Here is a 23,301-nt window from a genome sequence, read left to right as displayed (position 1 = left end):
GGCACCCATGAGGATAAAAAGATGGCTACGACCACCCTTGGGGTCAAACTTGACGACCCGACCCGCGAGCGCCTGAAGGCGGCCGCGACCTCCATTGATCGCACGCCGCACTGGCTGATCAAGCAGGCGATTTTCAATTACCTGGAGAAACTCGAGGGTGGTGCAACCCTGGCCGAGCTCAACGGCCTGGGCAGCAAGGACGCGGAAGAAGCCGGCGAGGTCCAGACCGACCACGCCCACCAGTGCTTCCTGGAATTTGCCGAAAGCATCCTGCCGCAATCCGTACTGCGCGCCTCGATCACCGCCGCCTACCGTCGCCCGGAGCCGGAAGTGGTGCCGATGCTGATCGAGCAGGCTCGCCTGCCCGCGGCAATGGCCGAGGCCACCAACAAGCTCGCCTCTTCGATCGCCGAGAAACTGCGCAATCAGAAAAGCGCCGGCGGCCGTGCAGGCATCGTCCAGGGCCTGCTGCAGGAATTCTCCCTGTCGTCCCAGGAAGGCGTAGCGCTGATGTGCCTCGCCGAAGCGCTGCTGCGCATCCCCGACAAGGGCACCCGCGACGCACTGATCCGCGACAAGATCAGCACCGGCAACTGGCACCCGCACCTGGGCAACAGCCCGTCGCTGTTCGTCAACGCCGCCACCTGGGGCCTGTTGCTGACCGGCAAACTGGTCGCGACCCACAACGAAGCCGGCCTGACCTCATCCCTGAGCCGCATCATCGGCAAGAGCGGCGAGCCGATGATCCGCAAGGGCGTCGACATGGCCATGCGCCTGATGGGCGAGCAGTTCGTCACCGGCGAAACCATCGCCGAAGCCCTGGCCAATGCGAGCAAGTTCGAAGCCAAGGGCTTCCGCTATTCCTACGACATGCTCGGTGAAGCCGCACTCACCGAACATGACGCCCAGAAGTACCTGGCCTCGTACGAACAAGCCATCCACTCGATCGGCAAGGCGTCCCACGGTCGCGGGATTTATGAAGGCCCGGGCATTTCCATCAAGCTCTCGGCGCTGCACCCGCGTTACAGCCGTGCGCAGTACGAGCGGGTGATGGACGAGTTGTACCCGCGCCTGCTGTCGCTGACCCTGCTGGCCAAGCAGTACGACATCGGCCTGAACATCGACGCCGAAGAAGCCGACCGCCTGGAGCTGTCCCTCGACCTGCTGGAACGCCTGTGCTTCGAGCCGCAACTGACCGGCTGGAACGGCATCGGTTTCGTGATCCAGGCTTACCAGAAGCGTTGCCCGTATGTGATCGACTACGTGATCGACCTGGCACGCCGCAGCCGCCATCGCCTGATGATCCGCCTGGTAAAAGGCGCGTACTGGGACAGCGAAATCAAGCGCGCCCAGGTCGAAGGCCTGGAAGGCTATCCGGTGTACACCCGCAAGGTGTACACCGACGTTTCCTACATTGCCTGTGCACGCAAACTGCTTTCGGTACCGGAAGTTATCTACCCGCAGTTCGCTACCCATAACGCCCACACCCTGTCGGCGATCTACCACATCGCCGGCCAGAACTATTACCCCGGCCAGTACGAGTTCCAATGCCTGCACGGCATGGGCGAACCGCTGTACGAGCAGGTTGTAGGCAAGGTCTCCGAAGGCAAGCTGAACCGTCCGTGCCGCGTGTACGCACCCGTCGGCACCCACGAAACACTGCTGGCTTACCTGGTGCGTCGCCTGCTGGAAAACGGCGCCAACACCTCATTCGTCAACCGTATTGCCGACCAATCCATCTCGATCCAGGAGCTGGTGGCCGATCCAGTGGCCAGCATCGAGCAGATGGCGACGCTGGAAGGCGGCTTCGGCCTGCCGCACCCGCGTATCCCGCTGCCGCGTGACCTGTATGGTGCCGAGCGCGCCAACTCCGCCGGTATCGACCTGGCCAACGAACACCGCCTGGCGTCGCTGTCCTGCGCCTTGCTGGCTACCGCGCATAACAACTGGAAAGCCGCGCCGATGCTCGGTTGCGCTTCCAGCAATGAAGCGGCTGCACCGGTGTTGAACCCGTCGGATCTGCGTGACGTCGTCGGCCACGTACAGGAAGCAACTGTCGAAGACGTCGACAACGCCATCCAGTGCGCCCTGAACGCTGCGCCAATCTGGCAGGCCACCCCGCCCGCCGAACGCGCCGCGATCCTGGAACGTGCCGCCGATTTGATGGAAGGCGAGATCCAGCCGCTGATGGGCCTGCTGGCCCGCGAAGCCGGCAAGACCTTCGCCAACGCCATCGCCGAAGTGCGTGAAGCCGTGGACTTCCTGCGTTACTACGCGGTGCAGGCTCGCAACGATTTCACCAACGACGCTCACCGCCCGCTGGGTCCGGTGGTGTGCATCAGCCCGTGGAACTTCCCGCTGGCGATCTTCAGTGGCCAGGTCGCCGCTGCACTGGCCGCCGGCAACCCGGTACTGGCCAAGCCTGCCGAGCAAACACCGCTGGTGGCCGCACAAGCCGTGCGCCTGCTGCTGGAAGCCGGGATTCCGGAAGGCGTGCTGCAACTGCTGCCGGGCCAGGGCGAAACCGTCGGTGCGCGCCTGGTGGGTGATGATCGCGTCAAGGGCGTGATGTTCACCGGTTCCACCGAGGTTGCGCGCTTGCTGCAACGCAGTGTCGCCGGCCGTCTGGATGCACAGGGTCGTCCGATTCCGCTGATCGCCGAAACCGGTGGCCAGAACGCAATGATCGTCGACTCCTCGGCACTCACCGAACAAGTGGTGATCGACGTAGTGTCGTCGGCCTTCGACAGTGCCGGCCAACGTTGCTCGGCCCTGCGCGTACTGTGCTTGCAGGAAGATTCCGCTGACCGCGTCATCGAAATGCTGAAAGGTGCCATGGCTGAATGCCGCCTCGGCAACCCGGAGCGCCTGTCGGTGGATATCGGCCCGGTGATCGACGCCGAAGCCAAGGCGGGTATCGAGAAACATATCCAGGCCATGCGCGACAAAGGCCGCAACGTTTACCAGGTCGCGATTGCCGATAGCGAAGAGATCAAGCGCGGCACCTTCGTGATGCCAACCCTGATCGAACTGGAAAGCTTCGACGAACTGCAACGGGAGATCTTCGGCCCGGTGCTGCACGTGGTGCGCTACAAGCGCAAAGAGATCGACCAGCTTATCGGCCAGATCAATGCCTCCGGCTATGGCCTGACCCTGGGCGTGCACACCCGCATCGACGAGACCATCGCCAAGGTGATCGACAACGTCCATGCCGGTAACGTCTACGTTAACCGCAACATCGTGGGTGCCGTGGTCGGTGTGCAGCCGTTCGGTGGCGAAGGCTTGTCGGGCACTGGCCCGAAAGCTGGCGGCCCGCTGTATCTGTACCGTCTGCTGTCGACCCGTCCTACGGACGCCATCGAGCAATCCTTCGTCCGTGGTGATGCACTGGCCGCACCGGATGTTCGCCTGCGGGATGCCATGAGCAAGCCGCTGACCGCCCTGAAAGCCTGGGCCGACAGCAACAAGCTGAGCGACTTGAGCGCCCTGTGCGTGCAGTTCGCCGCGCAATCCCAAAGCGGTATCACCCGCCAACTGGCCGGCCCGACCGGCGAGCGCAACAGCTATGCCATCCTGCCCCGCGAGCACGTGTTGTGCCTGGCGGAAGTGGAAGGCGACCTGCTGACGCAACTGGCGGCCGTGCTGGCAGTCGGCGGCTCGGCGGTATGGCCGGAAACTGAATTGACCAAGGCCGTGTTCGCACGCTTGCCGAAGGATATTCAGGCGAAGATCACGCGGGTGGCTGACTGGACCAAGGATGAAACCGTGTTTGATGCCGTGCTGCATCACGGTGATTCCGACCAACTGCGCGGGGTTTGCCAGCAAGTGGCCAAGCGTGGCGGGGCGATTGTCGGGGTTCACGGTTTGTCTTCGGGCGAAACCGGGATTGCCCTGGAGCGCCTGGTGATCGAGCGGGCGTTGAGCGTCAACACTGCTGCGGCGGGCGGTAACGCCAGCCTGATGACCATCGGCTAACTGAAGAAACGCGGTAAAACTGTGGGAGCGGGCTTGCTCGCGAATGCGGAGTGTCAGTCACCGGAGGTACTGACTGATCCACCGCATTCGCGAGCAAGCCCGCTCCCACATTGACCGCGTTCCACCTTCGAGCCGCGTTTTGCTCCTCCATCACCCAGATCAATCTTGCTATCCAGCCTCTATTTGCGCACTTAGACTCGGCCCATTCCCACACAGGTAAGCCGCCATGTCCGAGACGCTGCTCAGTTCCCGCAATCTGGCTTTCGAGCTGTACGAAGTCCTCGATGCCGAGGGCCTGACCCAGCGCGAGCGGTTTGCCGAACACAACCGTGAAACCTTCGACGCCGCCATCGGCACCGCCCGCAGCATTGCCGAGAAGTTTTTCGCCCCGCATAACCGCAAGGGCGACGAGAACGAACCCCGCTACGAGAACGGTCAGGCGATTCTGATTCCTGAAGTGAAACCGGCGGTGGATGCCTTCCTTGAAGCCGGTTTTCTCAACGCCGCCCGCAGTTTCGAAGCCGGTGGCATGCAACTGCCCACCCTGCTCTCCCAGGCGTGTTTCGCCCACTTCCAGTCGGCCAACGCCGCATCCACGTCCTACCCGTTCCTGACCATGGGCGCCGCCAACCTGATCGAGAGCTTCGGCACCGAGGAGCAGAAACAACGCTTCCTGCAACCGATGATCGAAGGTCGTTTTTTCGGCACCATGGCGCTGACCGAGCCCCATGCGGGCTCATCGCTGTCGGATATTCGTACCCGCGCAGAGCCGGCGGCTGACGGCAGCTATCGCCTCAAGGGCAACAAGATCTTCATCTCCGGCGGCGATCACCCGTTGTCGGAGAACATCGTGCACATGGTGCTGGCCAAGCTGCCGGACGCACCTGCCGGGGTGAAGGGCATTTCGCTGTTTATCGTGCCCAAGTTCCTGGTCAACGACGACGGCAGCCTGGGCAAGCGCAACGATGTGCTGCTGGCCGGGCTGTTTCACAAGATGGGCTGGCGTGGCACCACCTCGACCGCGTTGAATTTCGGCGATAACGGCGAGTGCGTCGGCTACCTGGTGGGCCAGCCGCATCAGGGCCTGAGTTGCATGTTCCAGATGATGAACGAAGCGCGGATCGGCGTGGGCATGGGCGCGGTGATGCTGGGTTACGCCGGCTACCTGTATTCCCTGGAATATGCCCGTGAACGTCCCCAAGGCCGCTTGCCCGACAGCAAGGATCCCAACACCGCGCCGGTGTCGATCATCCAGCACGCTGATATCAAACGCATGCTGTTGACCCAAAAAGCCTACGTGGAAGGCGCCTTCGACCTTGGCTTGTACGCCGCGCGCCTGTTCGACGACACCACCACCCTGGAAACCGAAGCTGCGCGCAAACAGGCCCACGAACTGCTGGACCTGCTGACGCCGATCGTCAAATCCTGGCCATCGGAGTTTTGCCTGAAGGCCAACGAACTGGCGATCCAGATACTCGGCGGCCACGGCTATACCCGCGAATACCCGGTGGAGCAGTACTACCGCGACAACCGTCTGAACCCGATCCATGAAGGCACCCACGGCATTCAGTCGCTGGACTTGCTCGGGCGCAAGCTGGCGCAGAACGGCGGTGCGGGCTTGAAGCAACTGATCCGCCTGATCGCCGAGACCGGCGCACGGGCACAGGAGTATCCGTCGCTGAATGCCTTGCGGGAACCGCTGGAACAACTGGTGGCGCGCCTGCAAGAGGTCACCCTCGGCCTGTTGACGGATCTCGCCCAGGGCAAGGTCAACAGCAGCCTGGCGAATTCGGCGCTGTACCTGAAGGTGTTCGGGCATACGGTGATCGGCTGGCGCTGGCTGGAACAGGCAATTCGCGCCGAGGAAGGGCTGGCCAGGGGCAATGCTGCCGATGTCGCCTTCTATAAGGGCAAGCTCCAGGCCGCCCGGTACTTCCTGACGTGGGAAATACCGGGCTGCCATCATGAACTGGCGATTCTCGAGGCACGCGATGACACGTGCCTGGGGATGCAGGATGAGTGGTTCTAAGGCGTTCCGATTGCCTTGGAAATCACCTCGACCGTGGCGCTGACTTGCTCTTGGTAACGGTCGAGTTCCTGCTGGTGGTGCTTTTGCATTTCGATCTGCTCGGCGCACAGGTTCAGCGCCGCCAGCACCAATAGCTTGTCACCGATCAGCGTCGGGTACTTTTTCTTGGTGGTGGCCAGGGATGCCTTGAGCATCGTCACGGCGCTCATCAGGGTGTTGTCTTCCCCTTCCGGTGCCTTGATCGAGTAATCCTCACCGAGAATCGAAACGACCTTTATCCCTTCATTCATGCGCCGACAGGACCTGCGCTCACACGCTCAACCAACGCCTGGATACGGGCAGCAGTGGCGCCCTGCTTTTCTTCCTGTTCCATCAGGTTCAGCTGCAAGCTGTCGTTTTCATCCTTGGCGCGAGCCAGTTCGGCCTTGAGGGATTCGTTGGTGCCCAGTAGATCCTGGTTCTGCTGTACCAGGTCGCTGACCAGTTGTTCCAATTGGCTGAGGGATGCTTCTAACATTTTGATTTCTCGGGCTTTTTCAAAGGGCGGTGACGATAAAGAAAATTCACCTCGGATGCCAGGGTTATCCCTGGCGCGGGGCCTTGATTTTACAGGGCAGGCCACGCTTTCGAGCCTTAGTGACTGCATTTATGGCATCTGGTTCCTGAATCCCGTCGGCCCGCCCCGATCTGCGACAAAAGCGCGCACCCCCTCAAGACTTTAGTCGTATGACCGATAGGTCATGGACACCCCGCTCAAACCCCGCATGGATCGCGCTTCTCCCCAGGATCACAACATGTCTCTTCGTAATATGAATATCGCGCCGCGGGCCTTTCTCGGCTTCGCGTTGATTGGCGCGCTGATGTTGTTTCTCGGTGTGTTCGCCCTGAACCAGATGAGCAAGATCCGTGCGGCGACGGAAGACATCACCCTTAGCAGCGTGCCGAGCATTCGCGCCCTGGACGAGTTCACTCAACTGACCCTGCGCCTGCGGGTGCTGTCGTATCGCCTGCTGACCAACCGCGAGCCTGACGTCCAGCAAAAGACCCTTGAGTCTTTTGACGTGCGCAATCAGCAGATTCGTACGGCCCAGGCGGTCTACGAGAAGTTGATCGACAGCAGCGAAGAACGTGCTGCCTACGATGAATACGTGCGTCTGCTGGCCCAGTACCATCAGATTGAAGAGCGCATGAAGAGCCTGTCACGGGCCAATCAGGTGGAAGAGCTGCGCACGCTGCTGAATACCGAGCTGCTGAACAACTCGGATCAGGTCAACGCCGTACTGAACCGCCTGCTGGACATCAACAACAAGATGGCGCTGGCCACCAACCAGCAAGCCGCCGACCAGTACGACCTGGCGTTTGAGCTGGTGGTGATCCTGCTGATCCTGGCCACTGCATTGACCATGCTGTTCGCCTGGCTGCTGACCCGCAGCATTACCCAGCCGATCGCCCAGGCCCTGGATGCCGCCGAGGAAATCGCCGAAGGCAACCTGACGCGCCCGATCAAGGTGGAAGGCAACGACGAAGCCGGCCGACTACTGTTGGCAATGGCCAAGATGCAGGACAAATTGAAGGACACCTTGCAGCGCATTTCCGGCTCGGCCACCCAGTTGGCCTCCGCCGCGGAAGAGCTGAATGCCGTGACCGACGAAAGCGCCCGTGGCCTGACCCAGCAAAACAACGAAATCGAACAGGCCGCCACGGCGGTGAACGAGATGACCAGCGCGGTTGAAGAAGTGGCCCGCAACGCGGTCAGCACTTCCGAAGCCTCGAAGAACGCCACGTCGTCTGCGGGCGATGGACGTGATTTGGTGCAGGAAACCGTCAGCGCCATTGAACGCATGAGCAGCGACGTGCAAGCCACTGCCACCTTGATCGGCAACCTGGCGGAAGAGTCCCGGGACATCGGCAAGGTGCTGGACGTGATTCGTGGCTTGGCTGACCAGACCAACCTGCTGGCCCTGAACGCCGCGATTGAAGCGGCGCGTGCCGGTGAAGCCGGGCGTGGTTTTGCGGTGGTGGCGGATGAGGTGCGGGCCCTGGCCCATCGCACCCAGCAGTCCACCAGCGAAATCGAGCGGATGATCGGCAGCATTCAGACCGGTACCGAGCATGCAGTGGATTCGATGCGCAACAGCACCGAGCGGGCGGAATCGACGTTGAACATCGCCAAGGGTGCGGGGATGTCGCTGGACACCATCAACACTGCCATCGTTGAAATCAACGAGCGCAACCTGGTGATCGCCAGTGCCGCTGAAGAGCAGGCGCAGGTGGCGCGGGAAGTGGATCGCAACCTGGTGAATATTCGTGACTTGTCGGTGCAGTCGGCGACCGGCGCCAGCCAGACCAGTGCGGCGAGCAGTGAGCTGTCGCGGTTGGCGGTGGATTTGAACGGGATGGTGGGGCGGTTCAGGCTTTAACGGATACCGCAGGGCTAAAAATGTGGGAGCGGGCTTGCTCGCGAATGCGGTGGATCAGCTACGCATAACGCGACTGACACACCGCTTTCGCGAGCAAGCCCGCTCCCACATTGAATATGCGCCAGCCATTCAAAACCTTTTTGACAGCACAGCAATTCAACAGGTTAGAATCGCTGGCACGCAGACTGCATGGTCAGTTTGCGCCTCGTCTTTCCTGCTCATGGAGTACTGCCTTTGAATGCGACGACCATCAACAGCCTGTTCTTGATCGGCGCGTTGCTGGTAGGTGCGAGCATTCTGGTGAGTTCTCTTTCGTCCCGCCTGGGGATTCCGATCCTGGTGATCATCCTGGCCGTGGGCATGATCGCCGGCGTCGACGGCGGCGGCATCATCTTCGATAACTACCCGACTGCCTACCTCGTGGGCAACCTCGCCCTGGCCGTGATCCTGCTCGACGGCGGACTGCGAACGCGGGTAGCCAGTTTCCGTGTAGCCCTCTGGCCTGCGTTGTCCCTGGCGACGGTCGGGGTGCTGATCACCACCGGCCTCACCGGCATGGCAGCCGCCTGGCTGTTCAACCTCAACATCATTCAAGGCCTGCTGATCGGCGCCATCGTCGGCTCCACGGACGCCGCAGCGGTGTTCTCGCTGCTGGGCGGCAAAGGCCTGAACGAACGGGTCACCGCCAGCCTGGAAATCGAATCCGGCAGCAACGACCCGATGGCGGTGTTCCTCACCGTCACCCTGATCGACATGCTCGCCAGCGGCCAGACCGGCCTGCACTGGAGCCTGCTGGGCCACTTGATCCGTGAGTTTGGCATCGGCGGCATCATCGGTCTGGGCGGCGGCTGGTTGATGCTGCAGATGGTCAACCGGATCAACCTGGCCAACGGCCTTTACCCGATCCTGGTGATTTCCGGCGGCCTTTTCGTGTTCGCCCTGACCAACGCCCTGCACGGCAGCGGCTTCCTCGCCGTTTACCTGTGCGGCCTGGTGATCGGCAACCGCCCGGTGCGCAGCCGGCACGGCATTTTGCATATGCTCGACGGCATGGCCTGGCTGGCACAGATCGGCATGTTCCTGGTGCTGGGCCTGCTGGTCACGCCCCATGATTTGCTGCCCATCGCGCTGCCGGCCCTGGGCCTGGCGCTGTGGATGATTCTCTTCGCACGGCCGCTGTCGGTGATCGTCGGCCTGTTGCCGTTCAAGGCCTTCCATGGCCGAGAGAAAGCCTTTATCGCCTGGGTCGGCCTGCGCGGTGCGGTACCGATCATTCTGGCGGTGTTCCCGCTGATGGCCGGCCTGCCCCACGCGCAGCTGTACTTCAACCTGGCGTTCTTTATCGTGCTGGTGTCGTTGCTGGTGCAGGGTACGAGCCTGCCGTGGGTCGCCAAACTGTTGAAAGTGACGGTACCGCCAGAGCCGGCGCCGATTTCCCGGGCGGCCCTGGAAGTGCACGTCACCAGCGAGTGGGAGCTGTTCGTCTACCGCCTGGGCGCCGAAAAATGGTGCATCGGCGCCGCCCTGCGGGAGCTGAAAATGCCCGAAGGCACACGGATCGCCGCGCTGTTTCGTGGCCAGCAACTGCTCCATCCGTCGGGTAGTACGGTGCTCGAAGTCGACGATCTGCTATGCGTAATCGGCCATGAACACAACTTGCCGGCCCTCGGCAAACTGTTCAGCCAGGCACCACAACGGGGCCTCGACCTGCGCTTCTTCGGTGACTTCGTCCTGGAAGGCGACGCCCAGCTGGGCGCGGTTTCGGCCCTGTACGGGCTCAAGCTCGAGGGCATCGACCCGGACATGCCACTGAGTCGTTTCATCACCCAGAAAGTCGGCGGGGCACCCGTGGTCGGCGACCAGGTGGAATGGAACAACACCATTTGGACCGTCGCGGTCATGGACGGGAACAAGATCGGCAAAGTCGGCGTCAGATTCCCCGAAGGAAGTCGCCCGGGCCCCGGACTCTTCCTCTAAACTGCGGGGCGACGGCGCGCCAGTCGATGTCGGGACGCCCCCTATTTTTCACCTTGCTCGACCGGTCTCTATGACAACCCTGCGCACTTTTCTCGCCACTGCCCTGCTGGGCCTGACTCTCTGCGTCGGCACCGTACACGCGGCCGACCCGCCCAGCATCGATTCCGTCCAGCAAACCCTGGACAAGCTGCCGGACCGCAAACTGCCCGACGCCGACATGAAGGCGCTGCAAAGCATCCTGCAGCAAACGCTCACCTTCCTGGGCAACCAGCAGGACTACCAGCAGCGCCTGGTGGACCTCAAGCGCCAGCTCGAAGACGCGCCGCGCCAGACCGTCGACAACCAGCGCGAACTGACCCGCCTCAAGGCCACCAAGGTCATTCCCGTCGCCCAGCGCTACGCCACCTTGCCCGTGCCACAGCTTGAACAACTACTGGTGCAGCGCACCACCCAGCAAGGCGACCTGCAAAAGGAACTGGCCGACGCCAACAGCCTGACCATCGCGGCCCAAACCCGTCCCGAGCGCGCCCAGACCGAAATCAGCAGCAGCCAGACACGTATCCAGCAGATCAACGCGACCCTCAAGGCAGGCAAGGACAACGGCAAGACCCTCAGCGGCGACCAGCGCAACCAGCTGAATGCCGAGTTGGCCGCACTCAACGCCCTGATTCCCCTGCGCCGCCAGGAACTGGCCGGCAACAGCCAACTGCAAGACCTGGGCAACAGCCAGCACGACCTGGTGCTGGAAAAGACCGCGCGTCTGGAGCAGGAAATCCAGGACCTGCAAACCCTGATCAACCAGAAACGCCTGGCCCAGTCCCAGGAAACCGTGACCCAGCAGTCCATCGAAGCCCAGAAGGCCGGTGGCAGCAGCCTGCTCGCCACGGAAAGCGCGGCCAACCTGAAACTGTCCGACTACCTGCTCAAAAGCACTGACCGGCTCAACGAGCTGACCCAGAAAAACCTGCAAACCAAGCAACAACTGGACAGCGTGACCCAAAGCGACTCGGCGCTGGACGAGCAGATCAACGTGCTCAAGGGCAGCCTGTTGCTGTCCAAGATCCTCTACAAACAGAAGCAGGCCCTCCCGCGCCTGACCGTGGACCGCGACCTGGCAGATGACATCGCCAACATTCGCCTGTACCAGTTCGAGGTCAACCAGCAGCGCGAACTGATCAGCACCCCGAGCACCTACGTCGACAGCTTGCTGGCCAACCAGCCGGCCGACCAGGTGACGCCACAACTGCGGCGCACCCTGCTGGAACTGGCGATCACCCGCAGCGACCTGCTGGAACGCTTGAGCCGGGAACTGAGCGCACTGCTCAACGAATCCATCACCCTGCAACTGAACCAGAAACAACTGCTGAGCACCGCCACCACCTTGCGGGCGACCCTCGACGAACAGATGTTCTGGATTCCCAGCAACAAGCCGCTGGATACCGAATGGCTGGAAACCGTACCGGCGCACCTGAGCAAACAGGTCAATACCCTGCCGTGGGCCTCCAGCGTCAGCGAGCTGTATGACGGCCTGACCCAGCGCCCGCTGCTGTTCCTGCCCCTGCTGTTGTTGATCGGCGCGCTGCTGTGGCGTCGCAGCTACCTGTATGCCCGGCTGAAAAAAATCCATATGGACATCGGCCACTTCAAACGCGACAGCCAGTGGCACACGCCGGTGGCGATCCTGGTGAATATCGCGCTGGCGATGCCGGTGGCCCTGGGCCTGGCACTCTGCGGCTATGCGCTGCAGATCGACGCCCGCGGGCAAAACGCCAACCTCGGCGCCGCCCTGCTGCAGATCGCCCAGGCGTGGCTGGTGTTCTACACCGCGTATCGGATCCTCGCGCCCGGCGGCGTCGCCGAGTTGCACTTCCGCTGGGAAAAACCCCAGGTCGAATTCCTCCAGGGCTGGGTACGCAAGCTCGGGCTCGTGGTACTGGCGTTGGTGGCCGTGGTGGCCATCGCCGAGCATCAGCCGGCAGCGCTGGCCGACGATGTGCTGGGCATCGGCGTGGTACTGACCTGCTACGCACTGATGGCGTGGCTGCTCGGGCGCCTGCTGCTCAACAGCCCGACTCATGAAAAAGCCTCGCTGTTTCGCAAGGCCGTGGGCCTGGTGTTTACGGCACTGCCGGTGGCGCTGTTTATCGCCGTATGTTTTGGCTACTACTACACCGCCCTCAAGCTCAGCGACCGGCTGATCAACACCTTGTACCTGCTGATGTTCTGGCTGGTGATCGAAGCCACCTTCGTACGTGGCCTGGGCGTTGCGGCACGGCGCCTGGCCTATGCGCGGGCCCTGGCCAAACGCCAGGCCGCCAAGGAAGCCGGTGAGGGTGAAGCAGTGATCGAAGAGCCGACCCTGGACATCGAACAGGTCAACGAACAGTCGATGCGACTGATTCGCCTGGCGCTGCTGGGCGGCTTTATCGCTGCGTTGTACTGGGTGTGGTCCGACTTGATCTCGGTGTTTTCCTACCTGGACAACGTCACCCTCTACGAATACACCAGCGGCACCGGCGCCAATATCAGCATGGTGCCCATCAGCATCGGCGACTTGCTCGGCGCCCTGATCATCATCGGCATCACCTTCGCCCTGGCGCGCAACCTGCCCGGCCTGCTGGAAGTGTTGGTGCTGTCCAAGCTCGACCTGGCCCAGGGCAGCGCCTACGCCACCACCACCTTGCTGTCCTATGTGATTGCCGGCGTCGGGTTTGTCTCCACCCTGTCGACCCTCGGCGTGAGCTGGGACAAGCTGCAATGGCTGGTGGCCGCGCTGTCGGTGGGGTTGGGGTTCGGGATGCAGGAAATCTTCGCCAACTTCATCTCCGGCATCATGATCCTGTTCGAGCGCCCGGTACGGATCGGCGACACCATCACCATCGGCAACCTGTCGGGCACGGTGAGCAAGATCCGCATCCGTGCCACCACCATCACTGACTTCGACCGCAAGGACATCATTGTCCCGAACAAGACGTTCATCACCGGGCAACTGATCAACTGGTCGCTGACCGACACCATCACCCGGGTTACCCTGAAACTGGGCGTGGACTACGGCTCGGACCTGGACCTGGTGAAGGAATTGCTGCTCAAGGCCGCCGCAGAAAACCCACGCGTGCTGAAAGACCCGGCGCCCCACGTGTACTTCCTCAACTTCGGTGAAAGCACCCTCGATCACGAACTGCGCATGCATGTACGGGACCTGGGCGACCGCAACCCGGTGATCGATGAGGTCAACCGCTTCATCAACCGCGAGTTCAAGAACCACCACATCAACATCTCGTTCCGGCAGATGGAGGTTTACCTGAAGAACCTGCATGGCCAGGAATACAAGCTGGTGCCGGTGGAAGAAGAAAACCGGACCATCCTGCCGCCCGCCCAGGACCAGGACCTGCCCGAGCCGCCGCCCGCCAAACTCGACTAAACGCGCTATCCCCAGCAGAATGGTCGGACATTCTGCTCAGGAGATGGCCGTTGAAAGCCCTCGACGAACTGACCTTCGACAACCGCTTCGCCCGCCTGGGCGACGGCTTCTCAACCCATGTGCTGCCCGAGCCCATCGACGAACCGCGTTTAGTGGTGGCGAGCGAGGCAGCCATGGCGCTGCTGGATCTCGACCCTGGCGTGGCCGAAACGCCGGTGTTTGCCGAGCTGTTCGGCGGGCACAAGCTGTGGGCCGAGGCCGAGCCGCGGGCGATGATCTATTCCGGGCATCAGTTTGGCTCGTACAACCCGCAACTGGGGGATGGCCGCGGATTGTTGCTGGGCGAGGTGTACAACCAGGCCGGCGAGCATTGGGACCTGCACCTCAAGGGTGCCGGGCAAACCCCGTACTCGCGCATGGGCGATGGTCGTGCGGTGTTGCGCTCGTCGATCCGGGAGTTTCTGGCGTCGGAAGCACTGCATGCGCTGGGCATTCCCAGCAGTCGTGCACTGTGTGTGATCGGTTCCACCACGCCGGTGTGGCGCGAGAAACAGGAGCGCGCCGCCATGGTGCTGCGCCTGGCCCACAGCCACGTGCGCTTTGGGCATTTCGAATATTTCTACTACACCAAGAAGCCTGAATTGCAGAAGCAATTGGCGGAGCACGTGCTGTCCCTGCACTTCCCGGAATGCATGGAACAGCCCGAGCCGTACCTGGCGATGTTCCGCGAAATCGTCGAGCGTAATGCCGAGTTGATCGCCAAGTGGCAGGCCTATGGGTTCTGCCATGGAGTGATGAACACCGACAACATGTCGATCCTCGGCATCACCTTCGACTTCGGGCCGTTTGCATTTTTGGACGATTTCGACGCGCAGTTCGTCTGCAACCACTCCGACCATGAAGGGCGTTATTCCTTCAGCAACCAGGTGCCGATCGGGCAGTGGAACCTGAGCGCACTGGCCCAGGCGTTGACGCCGTTTATCAGCGTCGAGGCGCTGCGGGAAACGCTGGGGCTGTATCTGCCGTTGTTCCAGGCCCACTACCTGGACCTGATGCGCCGCCGACTGGGCCTCACCACCGCCGAAGATGACGATCAAAAACTGGTGGAGCGCCTGCTGCAACTGATGCAGAACAGCGGCGTCGATTACACCCTGTTCTTCCGCCGGCTGGGGGATGAATCCGCCGCATTGGCCGTGGCGCGGTTGCGCGACGACTTTGTCGACCTCAAGGGGTTTGATGAGTGGGCGGACCTGTACAAGGCGCGCGTGGAGCGCGACGCCAGCGGCACAGAAGAACAGCGACGTGAGCGGATGCATGGGGTGAATCCGCTTTATATCCTGCGCAACTATTTGGCGCAGAACGCCATCCAGGCGGCGGAGCTTGGGGATTACAGCGAAGTGCGCCGGCTGCATGAAGTGCTGACCAAACCGTTTGAAGAGCAGCCGGGGATGGAACAATACGCCCAGCGGCCGCCGGATTGGGGGAAGCATTTGGAGATTAGTTGTTCGTCGTAGGAGCGAGCCAATGTGGCGAGGGAGCAAGCTCCCTCACCACAACACGGATATATCCAGAAATAAGTATCGGACGCGCCTGACATCCCCAAATACACATCCGGCTTAGGGTTTAGCGGATGTGGAAATCAAATTTGAAACATAAAACCGTGACCCCAGGCCTTAGGGTCGTGGTGGCCAGGACGCTGGTCAGTGCGGTTGTTTTCGACGCTCTTGTTCCTCTTTCTCCGTTAATCGCTCAGGACTTGAGTGTTTCTCCGGCATTCTTTCAAGGCATGCTCGGCTTGTGCCTGATGGCTTTCGCATTCAGCCAGTTGTTTTCAACGCCGCTGGTCAACCGACTGGGAACCAGCGTCAGCCTGGCCGGTGCATCGGTGCTGATCGCGCTGCTATGTGTCGCAGTGGCGTTATCAACAAGCGCCCTCATGCTATCGATCATCTTTACTTTCATGTTCATCGCCAACGCGGTGGCAGCAACCTCTTCACGCCTTTGGCTACGTCAACGACTCAGGCAAACAACCTTCCAAAGCGCAACAGCTTATCTCTTGAGTGCTATTAGCGTCCTTACGGTAATAAGCCCGCCGACTCTGCTGGCGACAGCCTCGTTTTGGGGGTGGAGATGGGTTTTTGGCGTACTCGGTTGCCTGCTTTTTATAATCGGCCTGGGACTTCTGGCCACTCATCACGGCAAGGCAACCGACCAAGGCCAACAGGCTGCAACTGAAACCCAATCTTTACTAGGGAAACACCCGAAATTCATCTGCGGTTTACTGCTTGCACTCCTGATACAGAGCGCCTTCACACAGCTGAACCTCAGCAAGGCGTTTGCCCTGCAGGGAGTTTTTCATCTCTCACCACAAGCAACAGGCATGATCCTTTCAGGTTGGGCGGCGCTGGTAGCGGCAGGTTTTTTCTTTTCAGGGAAAGCCGTCACACGATTCAGTGACGCCCAACGCCTAAATGCAGGATCCGCCTCTCAGTGCCTCGCCGCACTGTTGATGGTAGCGGCATGGCTACATGTCAATATCTACCTTTACCTGGCAGCTGCAGCAGCAACCAGTATTGCCTTCTGCATTTTGTTGCCCCTTGCGACCGGCTGGGCACTGGATATCGACGCGTCTCACCAAGCCAAAGCTTCTGCGGTTTTCGGATGCATCACTGTGGCCGGGGCAGGATTATTAACCTGGCTAGGGTCTCAATGGAATGCACCACTGCTTTTCACTCTGATGCTGGTGATTGGGGGTTGTGCTGTGGGCAACGTGTTTGCCTGCCAACTGGCACGAAAGAAGATTGCACGCTGATGGCTTGTGTTGTTCCTTGATAAACCCCGACGGCGGCTCCAAATAGAACCCATTGGCCACTTTCACGGAGCCCAGCATGTCCGACTCTCTAGTAATTCCCTGCCCCCACTGCAACGGTCTCAACCGCATCCCCAATGAACGCCTGGGCGATGCGCCGAAGTGCGGGCGCTGCAAGCAACCGGTGCTGCTGAGCAAACCCTTTGAGCTGAAACAGGGCGATTACGCCAGCCAGATCAAAGGCGACCTGCCGTTGCTGGTGGACGTGTGGGCCGAATGGTGCGGGCCGTGCAAGTCGTTTGCGCCGGTGTTTGAGCAGGCCGCCGGACAGTTGGCCGGGAAGTGTCGATTGGCCAAGCTCGATAGCGAGGCCAATCAGCAGTTATCCGCTCAGTTGGGGATTCGCTCGATTCCCAGCCTGATCCTGTTCAAGAATGGCCGGGAAGTGGCGCGTCAGAGCGGTGCGTTTCCGTTACCGCAGTTGATGAGCTGGCTGCGCAGTCAGGGCGTTTGAGGTAGCGGGACGCCCCGGTCCATCACATGCCCCATCAGCAATACGCCCAATTCGCTCAATTGATGAATGGCCAACGCGACATCGCGCTGCTTGCCGGTGAGGTCGTCGGAAAGGTCGAGCAAGAGGGTGGTGACTGAGGAGAAGGTTTCGTAGGTATTGAGGATCAGGGTTTCGGTGGCTTGGCCGGGGCTGACTGTAAAAAGGTACGACGGGGGATTTGGAGTAGCTTTAAACATGGTCGACATTCCTGATTGGAGCCGCCATCTGATCGCTACTAAACGAATTAGGGTGGCAGCTGTACGCAGGTTAGTAGACCGGGAAATGTCGAAGCCGGCGCGCCCGAAGACGCCCTACGCACAGCTACCATCAAGCACAGACTCAGCGCCTGAAAGATGAAGCTTATGCACTTAACGACAAACACTCGGGCTACTAAACCCGATCACTGAGAATTCAGCGACCGAGCAACCTTAGAGACGCCCATCCAGACGCACAAGCCGGCGGATTCTGGCGTAACTGTAGGCAACGGCGCAAGACGACGATTTCCCTGTAGGAACAGAGACCAATGTGGGAGCTGGCTTGCCTGCGATAGCATCACCTCGGTGTAACTGACAAACCGAGTTGACTGCATCGCGGGCAAGCCCGGCTCCCACACAAGCAGGCTCCCACATGGGTGATGTGTTGCCTGCTAAATCACGCGTTTTCCAGCAGGTTATGCAACTCCACAAACTGCTGTGTCAGCTTGTGCCGTGGGTCCAGGTGGATCAGCGGCATGTTCGCCTGGTGCGATTCACGCATGCGCACCGAGCTGGTGAGGTACACCGGCAGTACCGGCAACCCTTCGGCAATCAATTCATCCAGCATCTGCTGCGGCAGGCTCGCCCGGGCCTGGAACTGGTTGACCACGATGCCTTCCACTTCCAGCCCTTCGTTGTGGTCTTCCTTCAATTCTTCAATCTCTGCCAGCAGGCCATACAGCGCCTGGCGGGAGAAGCTGTCGCAATCGAAGGGGATCAGCACGCGATCAGCGGCAATCAGCGCTGAAACGGCATAGAAGTTCAGCGCCGGCGGCGTATCCAGGTAGATCCGGTCGTAGTCCTCGCTCAATTCATCCAGCAGCTTTCGCAGCTTGTTGATCTTGTGCTTGGCCTCGAGCTTGGGCTGCAGGTCTGCCAGTTCCGCGGTGGCGGTGATGACGTGCAGGTTGTCGAACGGGGTTTCGTAGATATCCACCTGGTTCTTCTTCGAAAACGGCCCGGAAGACAGGGTTTGCTTGAAGAAGTCGGCGATTCCCATGGGGATATCGTCGCCGGTCAGCCCGGTGAGGTACTGGGTAGAGTTAGCCTGGGCATCGAGGTCCACCAACAGGGTTCGATAGCCTTCGCTGGCGCTGACCGCCGCCAGGTTGCAGGCAATGCTGGACTTGCCAACACCGCCTTTTTGGTTGAACACCACGCGCCGCATGGAAAAACCTCCGTGTATCAATGAATGACCCGAGTGTAGAGGGCAAAAGCGCCCGTTAGCTACCTCGTTTGTTCCTGTACTACAGCATCAGAGGCTCTATCTCGCATAACAATTTCCCGTCTGTCCGACAAAGCAGGAATTGCCTGACACCTGCTGCCCTACCTGCATGATGGACAATCGGTAATTCTTTCCAGCGAATTTGTAATCATCCGTGAACAATTCTTTACCAAAGTTTGCTAGAACCCCGCAGCACCGGGATAATGCGCGCCATTCGGCGATTGCACCCTGTCCCGGTATTCGGGGCCAATGGCCGCACAAGGAAGCCCGCAGGGGCGGGATAACTTCTCAGTGATCAATTTCAACATCGCCCAATGGCGCGCCTGGGCTCCCGGGCTCGAAAGCGCGGACGACTGGCGTACCTGGTGCCGGCAGCCGATGTTGCTCGCCCGCAGCGACGCGGCACCCGACGTGTCCTTCCTGCCGGCCATGCAGCGCCGGCGCCTGAGCCGCCTGGCGCGCATGGCCTTCAGTGTGGGCTGGCCCCTGGCCGAAGGCTTGCAACAGCTGCCATTGGTGTTTGTTTCCCGTCACGGCGAAACCCCACGCACCCTCGATATTCTCAGCGACCTGGCCAACGACGAGCCCCTGTCGCCGACCCAGTTCAGCCTGTCGGTGCATAACGCGGTGATTGGCCTGTGGTCGATCCTGCGCAATGAAACCAGTGAAATGACCGCCCTCGCCGCCGCCGGCGATGGCCTGGAGCACGGCATGCTCGAAGCCGCTGCCCTGCTCAATGAAGGCGCACCGGCTGTATTGCTGATCATTACCGAGGAACAGCCCCCCGAAGCCTATGCGCGCTGGATCGAGGACGTGCCCTTCCCCTACGCCCTCGGCCTGCTGCTGACACCGGGCGACGAGTGGCAGCTGGAACTGAATACAGCCGCTGTCCAACCCACCACCAAAGCCCAGTGGCCCCACGCCCTGAACCTGCTGCGCACCCTGCTGAACGAACAGGGCGCCTGCCAACATGCCTGGAAGAACCGAGTATGGAACTGGCAACGCAAGTCCTGACCGAAAAGCCCCGGAAGGCCTACTACTGGCGCCTGTTCGCCACTGCCACCGCCTTCGCCCTGTTTGGCCTCGGCGGCCTGTGCCTGCGTGTGTTGGTGTTTCCGCTGCTCAGTTGCCTGCCGGGTGATGCCAAACAGCATCAGCGACGCGCCCGCCACACCATCAGCTGCCTGTTCTGGTTGTTTATCCGCATGATGATGCGCCTGGGGATCCTGACCTACAGCGTCGAAGGCGCGGAAAAGCTCGGCCGCCCGGGCCAGATGATCATTGCCAACCACCCGTCGCTGGTGGACGTGGTGTTCCTGATCGCCCAGATGCGCCAGACCAACTGCGTGGTCAAGCAGAGCCTGTGGCAGAACCCGTTCACCCGGGGCCCGGTGCGCGACGCCGGCTACATCAGCAACGATGGCAGCGCCGACATGCTCGATGCCGCTGCCGATGCCCTGCGAGACGGCCAGACCCTGATCATTTTCCCGGAAGGCACCCGCACCTCACCGGGCCAGGCACCGACCTTTCATCGCGGCGCCGCCGCCATTGCCCTGCGTGGTGCGAGCATCATTACGCCGGTGGTGATCAAGGTCAGCCCCACCACCCTGACCAAGGCCGAACCCTGGTATCGCATCCCGAATCGTCGCTTTCACTTCAGTTTGCGCGTGGGTGCCGATATAGAACCACAGGCGTTTGCCGCACAAGGGCCCGCGCCCCAGGCATCACGCAAGCTCAACGATTACCTGCACCAGTATTTTATTAAGGAGCTCGCCGAAGATGAGCGACCAACACCGCCTTGAGCACGACATAAAAACGCTGATCATCGAGGCCCTGGGCCTGGAAGACATCAGCGAGAGCGACATCGGCAACGAGCAAACCCTGTTCGGCGAAGGCCTTGGCCTGGATTCAGTCGACGCCCTGGAATTGGGCCTGGCGATCCAGAAAAAGTACGGCATCAAGATCGATGCCGACGCCAAGGACACCCGCAATCACTTCACCAACGTGGCCAGCCTCGCGGCGTTCGTCACGGCCCGACAGGCAGCTTGAGACCGTACCATGCAAACTCGTGACGATATTTTCAACACCTTGCGCGACGCCCTGGTGGAACTGTTTGAACTGGAACCGGAACGCGTCACGCTCGACGCCAACCTGTACCAGGACCTGGAAATCGACAGCATTGATGCAGTGGACCTGATCGACCACATCAAGCGCCAGACCGGCAAGAAAATCGCCGCCGAAGAGTTCAAGGCCGTGCGTACCGTGAATGACGTGGTCGAGGCGGTCTACCGTCTGGTTCAACCGGCCGCATGAGCCGGCTGATCGGCCTTGGCCTGTTGCTGGCGGGGCTGCTGTACCCTTTTGCGGTGTATTACGGCACTGAGCATTTTGCCCCGTGGCAATTTGGCCTGCTGCTGGGCAGCCTGTGGCTGTTGCGCGCCCTGACCGGCGCCAGGCGCCCGGGCAGCCGCTGGATGGCGGCGGCGATCATTGTCTTTTGCCTGCTGCTCGCCTGGTTCGACAACCCGCAGATGCTGCGCTGGTACCCGAGCCTGGTCAGCGCGTTCATGCTGGCACTGTTCGGCCTGAGCCTGAAATACGGGCCGCCGATGGTCGAGCGCCTGGCGCGCATGAGCGAGCCGCAACTGCCCGAAGAAGCGATTGTGTATACCCGCCAGGTCACCGTGGTGTGGAGTGTATTTTTCCTGTGTAACGGCCTGCTCGCCGCCGCCCTCACCCTGTGGGCGCCGCTGAGCTGGTGGACGTTGTACAACGGCATGATCGCCTACGGGCTGATGGGGCTGTTGTTTGCCGTGGAATGGCTGGTACGACAAAGGGTTCGAGGCCGCGTATGAATTGGTTGAATCTTGAACACTTGCTGCTTGAGCCTGTGGAGCAGCGTTTGGTGACCACCGAACCTGCCCTGGATCACCCACACCTGTGGGAGAAGTCCCTGAGCCTGGCCGCCGGGTTGCAAGCCCGGGGCATCCAGCGCCTGGCGGTGTACCTGGAAGATGCCGGCTTGCTGGCGATCGCCCTGCTGGGTGCGTGGCGCGCAGGCGTCAGCGTGTTGTTGCCCGCCGACCTGCAACCACAGACGCGCCAGCGCTGGGACGATGCCGTCGACGCCTGGCTGACCGAGGCCGGCGACCTGGACGCGCTGTATCAAGCGCCATCAAGCGCCGCAGCCCTGGACCTGGATGCCTGCTGCCTGAGCCTGTGCACCTCCGGCTCCAGCGGCGAGCCCAAGCGCATCGACAAAACCCTGCGGCAGATGGCCAATGAAGTCCAGGCGCTGGAAACCTTGTGGGGCGCCGACCTCGGCGAGGCGTGCATCATCGGCAGCGTCGCCACCCAGCATATCTATGGCTTGCTGTTCCGGGTGCTGTGGCCGTTGTGTGCCGGGCGCACCTTTGTGCGCCAACAGTTGGCATTTCCCGAGGACTTGCAGCGCGCCAGCCGCGAGCATGCGCAATTTGCCTGGATCGCCAGCCCGGCGCTCCTCAAGCGCATGGGTGACAACCTCGACTGGCCAGCGCTTACACCGGTCAAACGGGTGTTTTCCTCCGGCGGCGCCTTGCCCCTTGAAGCCGCCGGCAGCCTGCATCAGCGCCTGCAGCAATGGCCGACGGAAATCCTCGGCAGCTCGGAAACCGGTGGTATCGCCTGGCGCCAGGGCGAACAACCGTGGCAGCCGTTTGCCGACGTGCAGTTGAGCCAGGACGCCGACGGCGCCTTGCGCATCGCCTCGCCATACCTGCCCGCCGGCCATGTCGAACAGACCGCCGACGCCGCCACCATCCACGCCGACGGCCGCTTCGAATTGCTCGGCCGCCTGGACCGCATCGTCAAGCTGGAAGAAAAACGCATCTCCCTGCCGATGCTGGAACAGGCGCTGATGGACCATGCCTGGGTCGCTGAAACGCGCCTGGGCGTGGTGCAGGAAAACCGCGCCTCACTCGGCGCCCTCGTGGTGCTCAGCGCAGACGGCTTGCATGCCCTGCGTAACCAGGGCCGACGCACCGTCACCCAAACCCTGCGCCAGCACTTGAGCCAACACTGCGAAGCCCTGGCCCTGCCCCGCCGCTGGCGCCTGTTGCGCCAATTGCCGCTGAACACCCAAGGCAAGCTGCCCCAGGCCGACGTCGAAGCCCTGCTGCTGGCACCGCGCCCGAAAGCCCCGGAAGTGCTGGAACAAGTCGAAGCCAACGGTGAATGGACCCTGCAACTGGCGATCCCGCCGGACCTCGCCTACTTCAGCGGCCACTTCCCGCAAACCCCGGTGCTACCGGGTGTGGTGCAAGTGGATTGGGCGCTGAGCCTGGGCCAGCAACTGCTCAAGCTGCCGGGGAAGTTCGCCGGGATGGAAGTGCTCAAGTTCCAGCAACTGGTACGCCCGGATGACCGGATCGAACTGCACCTGCGGTTCGACCAGGAGCGCGGCAAGTTGTACTTCGCCTACCGCAATGAGGCGGCCGCCTGCTCCAGTGGGCGGATCGTGCTGGGGAGGGTCAGTGATTAAGCTTTTGTGGCGAGGGAGCTTGCTCCCGCTGGAGTGCGCAGCACTCCCAACCCAGGCACTGTGGTTTATCAGGCAGGTCTCGGTCGCCTGTGTTGGGGCTGCTTCGCAGCCCAGCG

General features: G+C 61.5%; 18 protein-coding genes. 14 read left to right on the top strand and 4 right to left on the bottom strand.

Translation table 11 applies throughout. The features are described 5' to 3' along the window. Positions 1–21: 21 nt before the first annotated feature. A complete protein-coding gene (gene putA, locus QF039_RS31675) occupies positions 22–3,975 on the top strand; it encodes a trifunctional transcriptional regulator/proline dehydrogenase/L-glutamate gamma-semialdehyde dehydrogenase (protein ID WP_177116707.1) in 3,954 nt (1,317 codons plus the stop codon). Positions 3,976–4,201: 226 nt separating this feature from the next. After that, entirely contained in the window at positions 4,202–6,004 is a 1,803-nt protein-coding gene (locus QF039_RS31670) for an acyl-CoA dehydrogenase (RefSeq protein WP_178902877.1), read from the top strand. Here QF039_RS31670 and QF039_RS31665 read toward each other — a convergent pair. Both QF039_RS31665 and QF039_RS31660 read right to left on the bottom strand, forming a co-directional pair. After that, on the bottom strand, positions 6,001–6,294 hold the full coding sequence (locus tag QF039_RS31665) for a cell division protein ZapA (protein ID WP_003209415.1): 294 nt from the start codon (positions 6,292–6,294) through the stop codon (positions 6,001–6,003). The genes QF039_RS31670 and QF039_RS31665 overlap by 4 nt on opposite strands. Next, positions 6,291–6,521: a hypothetical protein gene (locus QF039_RS31660; protein WP_010169256.1), complete on the bottom strand. Its 231-nt coding sequence runs from the start codon at positions 6,519–6,521 to the stop codon at positions 6,291–6,293. Before QF039_RS31660 ends, QF039_RS31665 begins: the two co-directional genes overlap by 4 nt. Positions 6,522–6,798: 277 nt before the next feature. On the opposite strand from QF039_RS31660, the gene QF039_RS31655 reads away from it, so the two are divergent. The 6 genes from QF039_RS31655 to trxC all read left to right on the top strand — a co-directional run bounded on the left by QF039_RS31655 (position 6,799) and on the right by trxC (position 17,145). After that, positions 6,799–8,424, top strand: coding sequence for a methyl-accepting chemotaxis protein (locus tag QF039_RS31655; RefSeq protein ID WP_307522460.1), 1,626 nt, complete (start codon positions 6,799–6,801; stop codon positions 8,422–8,424). A 234-nt stretch (positions 8,425–8,658) separates the two neighbouring features. Then, positions 8,659–10,401, top strand: coding sequence for a potassium/proton antiporter (locus tag QF039_RS31650; protein ID WP_003209410.1), 1,743 nt, complete (start codon positions 8,659–8,661; stop codon positions 10,399–10,401). Positions 10,402–10,471: 70 nt separating this feature from the next. Continuing rightward, positions 10,472–13,822 (top strand): mechanosensitive channel MscK, encoded by a 3,351-nt coding sequence (gene mscK / locus QF039_RS31645; RefSeq protein WP_008439184.1) that lies wholly within the window; start codon positions 10,472–10,474, stop codon positions 13,820–13,822. A gap of 50 nt (positions 13,823–13,872) precedes the next feature. Next, positions 13,873–15,336: a protein adenylyltransferase SelO gene (gene selO, locus QF039_RS31640; protein WP_307522456.1), complete on the top strand. Its 1,464-nt coding sequence runs from the start codon at positions 13,873–13,875 to the stop codon at positions 15,334–15,336. Between the two features lie 131 nt (positions 15,337–15,467). Then, positions 15,468–16,634 (top strand): MFS transporter, encoded by a 1,167-nt coding sequence (locus tag QF039_RS31635; RefSeq protein ID WP_307522454.1) that lies wholly within the window; start codon positions 15,468–15,470, stop codon positions 16,632–16,634. A 76-nt stretch (positions 16,635–16,710) separates the two neighbouring features. Beyond that, positions 16,711–17,145: a thioredoxin TrxC gene (trxC, locus tag QF039_RS31630; protein WP_003209402.1), complete on the top strand. Its 435-nt coding sequence runs from the start codon at positions 16,711–16,713 to the stop codon at positions 17,143–17,145. Here the strand turns inward: trxC and QF039_RS31625 are convergent. Continuing rightward, complete coding sequence (locus QF039_RS31625; RefSeq protein ID WP_177020743.1) at positions 17,133–17,381, bottom strand: DUF6124 family protein; 249 nt, start codon at positions 17,379–17,381, stop codon at positions 17,133–17,135. The genes trxC and QF039_RS31625 overlap by 13 nt on opposite strands. A 454-nt stretch (positions 17,382–17,835) precedes the next feature. Continuing rightward, positions 17,836–18,606 carry a ParA family protein gene (locus QF039_RS31620; protein ID WP_003209397.1) on the bottom strand — a complete coding sequence of 257 codons (771 nt, stop codon included), beginning with the start codon at positions 18,604–18,606 and terminating at the stop codon, positions 17,836–17,838. Positions 18,607–18,954: 348 nt separating this feature from the next. Here QF039_RS31620 and QF039_RS31615 point away from each other — a divergent pair, with 348 nt between their 5' ends. From QF039_RS31615 to QF039_RS31590, 6 genes are read left to right on the top strand one after another with little or no spacing between them, the layout of a single operon-like run. Then, complete coding sequence (locus QF039_RS31615) at positions 18,955–19,677, top strand: beta-ketoacyl synthase chain length factor (RefSeq protein ID WP_087692510.1); 723 nt, start codon at positions 18,955–18,957, stop codon at positions 19,675–19,677. After that, complete coding sequence (locus tag QF039_RS31610; protein WP_008439194.1) at positions 19,653–20,465, top strand: 1-acyl-sn-glycerol-3-phosphate acyltransferase; 813 nt, start codon at positions 19,653–19,655, stop codon at positions 20,463–20,465. Before QF039_RS31615 ends, QF039_RS31610 begins: the two co-directional genes overlap by 25 nt. Next, positions 20,443–20,712 carry a phosphopantetheine-binding protein gene (locus QF039_RS31605; RefSeq protein WP_008439197.1) on the top strand — a complete coding sequence of 90 codons (270 nt, stop codon included), beginning with the start codon at positions 20,443–20,445 and terminating at the stop codon, positions 20,710–20,712. The genes QF039_RS31610 and QF039_RS31605 overlap by 23 nt, the downstream gene beginning before the upstream one ends. A 9-nt stretch (positions 20,713–20,721) precedes the next feature. Continuing rightward, the gene (locus QF039_RS31600; protein WP_003209389.1) at positions 20,722–20,976 is read left to right on the top strand and encodes an acyl carrier protein; all 255 of its coding nucleotides are present in this window, start codon (positions 20,722–20,724) and stop codon (positions 20,974–20,976) included. Continuing rightward, a complete protein-coding gene (locus QF039_RS31595; RefSeq protein WP_008439202.1) occupies positions 20,973–21,518 on the top strand; it encodes a membrane protein in 546 nt (181 codons plus the stop codon). Before QF039_RS31600 ends, QF039_RS31595 begins: the two co-directional genes overlap by 4 nt. Next, positions 21,515–23,185 carry an acyl-CoA synthetase family protein gene (locus QF039_RS31590; protein ID WP_307522448.1) on the top strand — a complete coding sequence of 557 codons (1,671 nt, stop codon included), beginning with the start codon at positions 21,515–21,517 and terminating at the stop codon, positions 23,183–23,185. Before QF039_RS31595 ends, QF039_RS31590 begins: the two co-directional genes overlap by 4 nt. Positions 23,186–23,301 lie beyond the last annotated feature (116 nt).

Source organism: Pseudomonas sp. W2I6 (assembly GCF_030815935.1).
Taxonomy (GTDB): domain Bacteria; phylum Pseudomonadota; class Gammaproteobacteria; order Pseudomonadales; family Pseudomonadaceae; genus Aquipseudomonas.
This window is presented reverse-complemented; position numbering and strand designations above follow the sequence as displayed.